The sequence below is a fragment of the Pseudanabaena sp. 'Roaring Creek' genome, from assembly GCF_001402795.1.
Taxonomy (GTDB): Bacteria; Cyanobacteriota; Cyanobacteriia; order Pseudanabaenales; family Pseudanabaenaceae; genus Pseudanabaena.
Genome location: NZ_LIRE01000326.1, coordinates 1 through 9,360 on the forward strand (window position 1 = coordinate 1; position 9,360 = coordinate 9,360).

At 42.4% G+C, this 9,360-nt stretch carries 8 protein-coding genes and 1 tRNA gene; 4 read left to right on the top strand and 5 right to left on the bottom strand.

Translation table 11 applies throughout. The features are described from left to right. The first annotated feature begins 539 nt into the window (after window positions 1-539). Window positions 540-854 carry a 30S ribosomal protein S10 gene (gene rpsJ, locus AC805_RS11060; RefSeq protein ID WP_009625825.1) on the top strand — a complete coding sequence of 105 codons (315 nt, stop codon included), beginning with the start codon at window positions 540-542 and terminating at the stop codon, window positions 852-854. Between the two features lie 260 nt (window positions 855-1,114). Here the strand turns inward: rpsJ and AC805_RS11065 are convergent, their stop codons facing one another. From AC805_RS11065 to AC805_RS11085, 5 genes are all read right to left on the bottom strand, one after another. After that, on the bottom strand, window positions 1,115-2,821 hold the full coding sequence (locus tag AC805_RS11065) for a diflavin flavoprotein (RefSeq protein ID WP_082429471.1): 1,707 nt from the start codon (window positions 2,819-2,821) through the stop codon (window positions 1,115-1,117). Window positions 2,822-3,520: 699 nt separating this feature from the next. Continuing rightward, window positions 3,521-3,994, bottom strand: a complete 474-nt coding sequence (locus AC805_RS11070; protein ID WP_055075491.1) for a hypothetical protein — start codon at window positions 3,992-3,994, stop codon at window positions 3,521-3,523. 145 nt (window positions 3,995-4,139) lie between these two features. Beyond that, on the bottom strand, window positions 4,140-4,385 hold the full coding sequence (locus tag AC805_RS11075; protein ID WP_055075492.1) for a GlsB/YeaQ/YmgE family stress response membrane protein: 246 nt from the start codon (window positions 4,383-4,385) through the stop codon (window positions 4,140-4,142). Between the two features lie 35 nt (window positions 4,386-4,420). Beyond that, window positions 4,421-4,933 carry a CsbD family protein gene (locus AC805_RS26820; protein ID WP_072143592.1) on the bottom strand — a complete coding sequence of 171 codons (513 nt, stop codon included), beginning with the start codon at window positions 4,931-4,933 and terminating at the stop codon, window positions 4,421-4,423. 309 nt (window positions 4,934-5,242) lie between these two features. Continuing rightward, complete coding sequence (locus AC805_RS11085) at window positions 5,243-5,500, bottom strand: CsbD family protein (protein ID WP_055075493.1); 258 nt, start codon at window positions 5,498-5,500, stop codon at window positions 5,243-5,245. 565 nt (window positions 5,501-6,065) lie between these two features. On the opposite strand from AC805_RS11085, the gene AC805_RS11090 reads away from it, so the two are divergent. The 3 genes from AC805_RS11090 to AC805_RS11100 all read left to right on the top strand — a co-directional run bounded on the left by AC805_RS11090 (window position 6,066) and on the right by AC805_RS11100 (window position 9,184). Further along, window positions 6,066-7,541 (top strand): alpha-amylase, encoded by a 1,476-nt coding sequence (locus AC805_RS11090; RefSeq protein WP_055075494.1) that lies wholly within the window; start codon window positions 6,066-6,068, stop codon window positions 7,539-7,541. A 121-nt stretch (window positions 7,542-7,662) separates the two neighbouring features. After that, window positions 7,663-9,024, top strand: a complete 1,362-nt coding sequence (miaB, locus tag AC805_RS11095; RefSeq protein WP_055075495.1) for a tRNA (N6-isopentenyl adenosine(37)-C2)-methylthiotransferase MiaB — start codon at window positions 7,663-7,665, stop codon at window positions 9,022-9,024. An 88-nt stretch (window positions 9,025-9,112) separates the two neighbouring features. Further along, window positions 9,113-9,184 (top strand) — tRNA-Lys (locus AC805_RS11100). Window positions 9,185-9,360: the final 176 nt, after the last annotated feature.

The window sequence follows — 9,360 nt, forward strand, 5'->3', positions numbered from 1 at the left end:
TCTAAATAGAAGAGTTATGTAGATATATTTCTGAGTTAATTGTAACAGTAAAGGATCTCCTGTTATCGATGCACCATAGTCTCTACTGCAAAATCAGGTATGCCCCGATATTTGCAAACCATCAATTAATTAAGTAGCTAGGCATAAGTAAACTTAAAACCTAGAAGAGAATACCGCCCGCTACGCGGGCGGTATTCTCTTCTAGGTTTTGGTTTTTAATTATGACGAACTACTTATGAGCTGTTTATTTTGTCTTAACGCGAGTGGTGGGCGACAGCTATACGTCATCTATAGCAGTAGCCAGTTATGTTAGGACAAAAACAAAACCCCGAAGAGTGTTGCGGCGCAAAGCGCCGCAACACTCTTCGGGGTTTTATTGGCTATAACTATAGATGACATTGACCAAGCCGAGATTGGGCTAGACCATCTCAATTTACCAATTAAATTTTGAACCAAACAAAAATTTAGTTTGATTTTAATCTCCTAGAGTGCTAATATAAGAAACGCTGAAAATTTTACCCGAATAAATTCCTAAGACTGTGGCACCTCAACAACAAAAGATTCGGATTCGTCTCAAAGCTTTCGATCATCGCCTGCTAGATTCCTCTTGCGAAAAAATCGTCGAAACTGCTAATCGTACTAATGCTGCGGCTGTTGGTCCTATTCCTCTGCCAACCCGCCGTCGTATCTACTGCGTCCTAAGATCGCCCCACGTAGATAAAGACTCTCGCGAACATTTTGAAACACGTACCCATAGTCGAATTATCGACATCTATCAGCCTTCGGCAAAAACTATCGATGCACTCATGAAGCTCGATCTAGCAGCAGGTGTTGACATCGAAGTTAAACTTTAAAGTTCATCTTTACAGTTAATAGTTTAAAGATAGTAAATTTCAACAGATTCAAAACTAAACAAAAGTCCAGACTTTTGAAAGTACATAATTAGCGACTAAAGATCGGCTATTAATTACTTTCACAACTCTGGGCTTTTTTATTTAATTTTTATTTAAGCAGTCAAGCATTAAATCCAAGAAAGGGTTTTAAAATCACAAAATGGCTACGCCATTTTGTGATTTGGTATAACATTGCAAAAAGAGTATTTACTCTCTTTGCATTAGTAATTACTAGCTGTTTTACGGTGATGAATAGCAGTTAACCCGTTAGATTGCAATAGCTTGCCATTTTCAACGATCGCATAAACAATCCAGTGATCGCCACATTCCATGCGCTGGGAAACTCGGCATTCTAAATATGCCAATCCGTCATTGAGAATAAGTCCTCCTTCGGTTGGCTCGACTTGGATATTGATAAAGCGATCTTCTCCAGGGGCAAATTTTTTCATGAAATGTTTACGGAGTTGCTTACCCCGTTCGAGGATATTGATGACAAATCGATCGCCTTCATATAGGTAAGATTCGATCGCTCGATCCTTAGCGACAGCGATCGTTAATCCTGGGGGATTAAAAGTTGCCTGTGATACCCATGAGGCGAGCATTGCGGTAGAAACTTCGCCACGCTTCACGGTCAAAACGCAGAGGGAACCGACAATCCGCCCCACGGCTTGTTCGACCGTACTGCCAGGATTGAGCGTCGTCCTGACTTTCTTAGCACTTTTAAGCATTTGGGCAAAATCAGTACCTGTTTCTTCGCAAATCTGCAAAGTTGCTTCAGTAGGTGTGAACTTAATTCTGATTGGCTCAAAGGCGAGCGTATAACCCGCATCTTTTAGTTTGCCAGAGATAATATCCACAGCTTCGCCACTCCAGCCATAGGAGCCAAATACACCTGCCTGATAGCTTTTGGTAGCAGTAGAGAGGACGATTCCTAAAGCCGTTTGTACCTGCGTGGGCAAATGCCCCGCTAAGGTGGGCGAACCGATCAGGAATCCCGATGATTTTTCGATCGCATGTTTAATTTCCTCTGGCTCGGCGTTTTCGCAATTGATTAACTCGACAGCCACCCCTGCTTTAGTAATGCCTCGCGCTAGGGCATTGGCGATCGTGGTGGTATTGCCATAGGCGGAGGCAAATAGTAAAGCGACCGAAATGCCTTGTTGTTTTTGATTTTCGCACCATTGGCGATAGAGGTTAACCAGTTCGTGCAAGCCATAGCGCAACATTGGTCCATGTCCAGGCGCATAAAAAGCCGCAGGAAAATCGCTTATTTTATCAAGGGCAGCTTCCACTTGGCGGACTTGGTTTGCCATCGTGCTGTCAAAGTAATAACGGCGATCGCCTAATAATTGACTCCACCCTTCGTCAAACACCTGATCGCCGCAAATATGCGCTCCAAAAAATTTGTCGGTATACAAAATCTTGGTTTTGGAGTCGTAGGTGCAGAGTTCGTCAGGATATCGTGGTGTGGAGGTGGGAATAAATTTGAGAATATGATCCTTACCAAGATCGAGGGTTTCTTCACCCCGTACAACTTGGATTTTTAGTGCGTGATCGCTTCCTAAAATCTGCCTTAGGGCGATCGCCCCCGCGTTCGTACAAATAAAGGTAATGCGGCTATTAATTTCCAGTAATTCCTTGAGGGTTTCGATGCGGTTTTGGTTAACATGTCCGAGGATCACATAACTGATATCGAGAATATTGATCCGTTTGCGTAGCTCGTTTAGATAAATCTCGGTAAATGTTCCGCCTGGAGGATCGATTAATGCTGGCAGAGCCCCTTGGATTAAAAAAGAATTTGCAGTAGTTCCTTTTTCGAGGGCATATTCAATTTCAAAACGCAAGCGATTCCAACTGCGCGATCGCAAGGCAAAAGTTTCGGCGGCAATATATATTGCTTGTACATCGCGGGGCTTAGTTTTAGTCACGATCGCTGTCTCCAAACTATTAAGATAACTACTCAGTCATGAGTAAACTTCGTTATTTTAATCATAGCTATCAAGCGCTCCTCCCTAATCAAGAATTTATACCAATTCAAAATACCACCCCCCTAAAAACAATGCTGTTTCTAAAATTAAAAGCCTTGCTATAAATGCGTTCTACTGATTTTAACCTCTGTCATAGTTAAGAAAAATGATACCAATTTAGAGTTCTTATAGGGTAGATAAGAAATATAGCTGTCGCCAGTTTTGTTAGAACAAAATCAAAACTCAAAAGAGAGTTGCCGCGCGGAGCGCGGCAACTCTCTTTTGAGTTTTATGTCCTGATGCAGTTGGCGGCAGCTATAGGTAATTTTAACGAGAGAGTTGACACCATGGGGAAATACTCTCTCGTTGGATAGCGATAGTTAACGTCAGTTCGGGTTAAGCTGGAAAATTTTAAAAGCCCAAAAGTAAAAGCCTTGCTACGCAAGGCTTTTACTTTTGAGAGAGGTTTTGCATAGCAAAATCTCTCTCAAAGCCCGTTTCAAACTATCCCGAACTCACGTTATACCAATCTCCAAAAGTGTGTTTACACTTTTGGAGATTCAAAACCAAACCCAGTAAGGGTTTCAAAATCACAAAATGGCGTAGCCATTTTGTGATTTGGTATTAATTAATAGCAAGTCCCTAATGGCGATCGCTAAACTAATTATTTGAACCTGAAGTCGGTGTTGGAGATGCCATCTGGGGCTTTGGAGTGGCAGCAGGCGTAACGGCTTGGGGTTGAGCCGTCACTGTCGCAGTCACGGTGGGTGCTGGCACAGGTACAGCTTGAGGGGCGACCGTAATCTCAACCTTTGGAGTTGGTTGAACGGTAGCAGGTACTTCTCTAATTGTGGTGTTATTCCGTTCGATTACCGTGGATTTATTCTCTCTTACCGTATCAACGGCACTCGGCATCAAAACTGGCGTTGGTGCTGGGCGATTATTGACGAAATAGGCAATAAACCCTGCTCCTACTGCTAGGAATAGCAAAACACTGATGAATACAACATTAGAACTATTATCATTGGCAACTTTTGTTGTGCGTTGTTCTGAGACTTTATATCCATTTGCAGGGATATTGGAATCAGAACTAACCTTCTTAGTGATAATTTCCTTCTCGATTTCGTCAGCCATGATTTTCTATAGACCTCATATTGTTTGATTCGACGGAAAGCTTGCTAAGTAATACCAATTCCCAAAATGGCAACGTCATTTTGGGAATTGGTATAGGGTTTTTCAAAGTTCAAAATGGCTACGCCATTTTGAACTGAGCTATCTACTACGCTGACCTAATTAGACGCAATCCAAAGAGAAGTACAACTGCACCAATAGTGGCAACAATCAAACTACCAAGTAATCCACCACCTGTTGCTACCCCAAAGGTACTGAAGAGGAATCCGCCAAGTAATGCCCCAATCACACCAACAATGATGTCTCCAAGCAATCCAAAACCTCCGCCTCTCACCATCTGTCCTGCCAGCCAACCAGCAGCCAAACCAATTAAAATAAACCAAATGAAATTCATATATTTACATCCTTTTCTGCATTAAGTTCGCTGAACTATTCAAACAAGCCTTTAACTTTGTCTTTGGCATCTTCCACTAGATTGCGAGTCTTCGCTTCCGTTTGCTTTGCTTTCCCAATAAGCCGATCTTGGGAATCGCCTTTCACATTGCCGATCGCTTCTTGTACTTTTCCTTCTATATCTTTAGAACTTGCTTTAATGCGTTCGGGCATTTTCAATTTACTCTTGAGATTATCCTTGAGATCTTCGGTTGCATTCCGAACATCGGCTTCGGCTTGTTTTGCCTTCCCCATAACTTGATCTTTAGTGTCACCCGTGACATTGCCGATCGCTTCTTGTACTTTTCCTTCTATATCTTTAGTCGCAGCTCTTACTCTCTCTACCGTAGCAATCAAAGTAGCAGGAGAATAGAACCTTGCTTGAGTCGCTATAATTTCTACTGGATTTGCTGCATATAGATTCTCAACGCGAAGCATAAATACTAAGCCAAAGGAGAATAGTGAAAGCAAACCAACAGTTAGAAGCGATCGACAAATTTGTAAAAACATGTGAGTCCCTAATTAATTCCTAATGGGTTAACAAACAATTAAAAACAATCTCCTTAGATAAGGATAAATCAATGAAATCCTTGGAGGAAGTAATACCAAGCCTAGAAATGGAGTAGCTATTTCTTGACTTGAAAACCTTACTAGGTTTAGTTTTAAATTCGCAAAATGTTCTCAAACTTTCGTGAATTGATGCAAGCAATATAGTTAAGTGATATGCTTAATTTCCTAATAATTTAAAATCTTTAAAAAACTAAAAATATTAAATATACTTTAAACTTACCAAAGATATATTGCTCAGAATAACTGACATTAATCAGCTTTATCTTTAACCTTGTTAGCTTGATCTTTTACACTATCAGCCACATGTTGAGCCTTATCTTTGATAACTTCAGCAACTTCTTTAGCCTTGTCTTTGACATCTTCAGATGCATTGCGAACATGGGCTTCAACCTGTTTCGCTTTGCCTTCGGTTTGTTTTGCGGTATCACCAGTAATATCGCCTACGACTTCTTCAATCTTTCCTTCAATATTTTTAGCAGTCGCCTTAGCTCTTTCTTGTAAGCTCATAGTTGATATCCTCATTCCTATTTGTAATTGATGTCTTGCTTTGTAATTACTGTGACCGAGTAATGATTGATTTATTGAATGAAATGAGCGATTTGATGGATTACTACATAAAACGCAATAATACTGATATAATTAATTGGTCATACGTCTTTTGGTGGATCGATATCCTGAATTCCTTACAACTATAGGATGAAGCTGAAACCTGAAAGAATAGGTTAGAATCGTTTCGTAGATTACCTTTGGCTCAACTTTTAAGAATTAATTTCTTCCTTAGTTTTGCGATTATGCAAGTATTTCTTTGTCTGTAAATAATTTGGCATAGTTAAAAACAGAAACTAGAGCGCGTAATTCTTACCACGTAATCTATTCGTGTTTTTAATTTTAGTTTTTCTATGTCTAAATTCTATTTCAGTATTCTATTTCAGTCGTTAAGTAACAAGGCATAATTAAAAACCAGAACCAGAGAGCGTACCGCCCGCGTAGCGGGCGGTACGCTCTTCTAGGTTTTAAGTTTACTTATGCCTAGCTACTTATTAATTAGTCATTATTATAGAGGAATAAAACCATGTCTGATCGGAATGGTGTGATGATGCAGTACTTTCACTGGTATATGCCTGATGATGGTAGTTTGTGGAATCAAGTTGCCGAGAAGGCAGAGGAATTAGCCAAAATTGGGATTACTTCTCTGTGGCTCCCCCCTGCCTATAAAGGAACAGGTGGTGGGATGGATGTGGGCTATGGCATTTACGATCTGTTCGACCTTGGTGAATTCGATCAAAAGGGTTCGGTGAGAACTAAGTATGGTACTAAAGATGAATATGTTCGCGCCATTCAAGTAGCGCAAAAGGCGGGAATTAGTATTTATGCTGATGTGGTCTTTAACCATAAGCTCGGAGCCGATCGCGCTGAAGAGGTGGAAGCAATCCCCCTCAATACTGAGGATCGCAATCAACCAATCGGAGAATATCAAACGATCAAGGCTTGGACTCACTTCACCTTTGAGGGACGCAAAGGTAAATATTCGACAATGGAATGGCACTGGTGGCATTTTGATGCGATCGATTACAATGTCTATAATGAGAGCGAGAATGCCATTTACTTGCTCAAGGGTAAGTCTTTTGATACCGATGTAGACCTAGAGAAAGGGAATTTCGACTACTTGATGGGTTGCGATCTTGATATGCAAAACTCGGAAGTAAAAGGAGAACTCAAATATTGGGGAGAATGGAATTATGATACGACCAATGTGGATGGATTCCGTTTTGATGCTGTCAAGCATGTATCCGCAGGGTTCTTTCAGGAATGGCTTGAGCATGTGCGCCACCATGCAAAACGCGATCTCTATGCGGTAGGCGAATATTGGTCTTACGAAGTTGAAGCTCTGAATAACTTTATCGCCGTTACCGAAGGCAAAGTCGATTTATTTGATGCACCCTTGCATTTGAATTTCCATCTCGCCAGTCAAGCGGGTGAAAACTACAACCTCAGTACAATTTTTGATAATACATTGGTGCAGGTGCAGCCAACACTTGCCGTCACCTTGGTCGACAACCATGATTCTCAGCCTTTACAGTCTCTAGAATCAATTGTTGAGGCTTGGTTCAAACCTCTTGCCTATGCCCTGATTTTGCTGCGTCGTGAAGGATATCCCTGTCTCTTTTATGCGGACTATTATGGTGCCCATTATAAAGACTGGGGTAAAGATGGGAATGAGTACGAAATCTGGATTGAGAGCCATCAATGGTTGCTGGATAAGTTTCTGTCGGTTCGACAAACCTATGCCTATGGCGATCAAATCGACTATTTCGATCATCCTAATACAATTGGCTGGACGAGATTGGGAGATGAGGAACATCCTGATGGTATGGCGGTAGTCATGAGTAATAGTGAGGAAGGTCGTAAATGGATGAATATCGGACACCCTAACAGTACCTATATCGATATCACTGAGCATATTGAAGAGTCTGTCAACACAAACGATGAAGGATGGGGCGAATTTCGTTGTACTGGAGGCTCGGTGTCAGTATGGATTAAAAGCTAAACAGCCAAACATCAAAGCCTATGTTGCCCGCAACGCGAGCAACATAGGTCGATCTTTCCCCAAACAAGCAGAAAGATATTAGAATAGGACAGCAATCTTTTCGGCTTGGTTAAACACGTTCATGACTGTTCAGAATCCCCAGAAATATCACATCGTAACTTTCGGCTGTCAGATGAACAAAGCCGATTCCGAGCGCATGGCAGGCGTTTTAGAGGATATGGGCTATCAGTCAACGGAGGAAAGTGAAGAAGCCGATCTGATTTTGTATAACACCTGTAGCATTCGCGATAATGCCGAACAAAAGGTTTACTCATACTTGGGCAGACAAGCTAAACGCAAACGCGACAATCCTAACTTGACCCTTGTCGTGGCTGGCTGTGTCGCGCAGCAGGAAGGCGAATCTTTATTAAGAAGAGTTCCCGAACTAGATCTAGTTATGGGCCCTCAGCATGTAAACCGCCTTGGGCATTTGCTCGAACAGGTTTTTAACGGCAATCAAGTTTCGGCTACCGAAGAAGCCTATATCGAAGAAGATATTACTACTCCGCGCCGCAATAGCTCTGTAGCAGCTTGGGTAAATGTTATTTATGGATGCAACGAAAACTGTACTTATTGCATCGTCCCCTCCGTGCGCGGGCGAGAGCAGTCGCGTACGCCCGAATCAATTCGGCAAGAGATCGAAAAGCTGGCTGCCCAAGGCTACAAAGAAATTACTTTGCTGGGGCAAAATATTGATGCCTATGGGCGTGACTTACCCGCAGGTGGTATCGGCGCGGGTGTGGGTGGCAAGATTACTTTTACCGATTTACTCTACTATGTCCATGACATTGAAGGGATCGATCGCATTAGATATGCCACCAGTCATCCGCGCTACTTTAGCTCTCGACTGATTAAAGCCTGTGCCGAACTGCCCAAGATTTGCGAACATTTCCATATTCCTTTTCAGTCTGGTGACAACGATATCCTAAAAGCCATGGCTAGGGGCTATACCCACGAGCGCTATCGCCGCATCATTGAGGATATCCGTGAAATTATGCCCGATGCAGCGATTACTGCTGACGCGATCGTTGCCTTTCCTGGGGAAACCGAGGAGCAGTTCGAGCGGACGTTGCAATTGGTAAATGACATTGGCTTCGATCTGGTTAATACGGCAGCCTATTCTCCTCGTCCAGGGACACCTGCGGCTGTGTGGAACGATCAATTAAGTGAGACCATCAAAAGCGATCGCTTACAGCGGTTGAACCATGTAGTTAATCAAAATGCTGCCGATCGCTCTCAGCGCTATGCGGGACGCATTGAGGAGATCATGATCGAAGGCACAAACCACAAGAACCCCCTACAGATTATGGGGCGCACTCGTACCAATCGTATTGCCTTCACAGAGAACACAACGGGGCAATCATTAGCAGAACTAATCGGTAAGACTGTTAGCATAAAAATTACTGAGGTAAGACCTTTTAGTTTGACTGGTGTAATTTGCTAAACCTGTGTTAGACTAGCCAAGCGCGTGAACGACAGATGTACTAAAAAACACAAAAGTACAAATAAGTTTTCATAAGCTTGATTCCCAAGGGTCGCTAGCTCAATGGTAGAGCACTCGGCTTTTAACCGAATTGTTCCGGGTTCAAATCCCGGGCGACCCATAAAATAGTTAACCCTGATTGGTGCTGCTCCGCACCACCAATCAGGGTTTTATACCCTATCAGGACATAAAACCCCAAAGAGAGTTGCCGCGCTCCGCGCGGCAACTCTCTTTGGGGTTTTGATTTTGCCCTAACAAAAATGGCGGCAGCTAGCTATAAATATAAAGTCCTAAAAC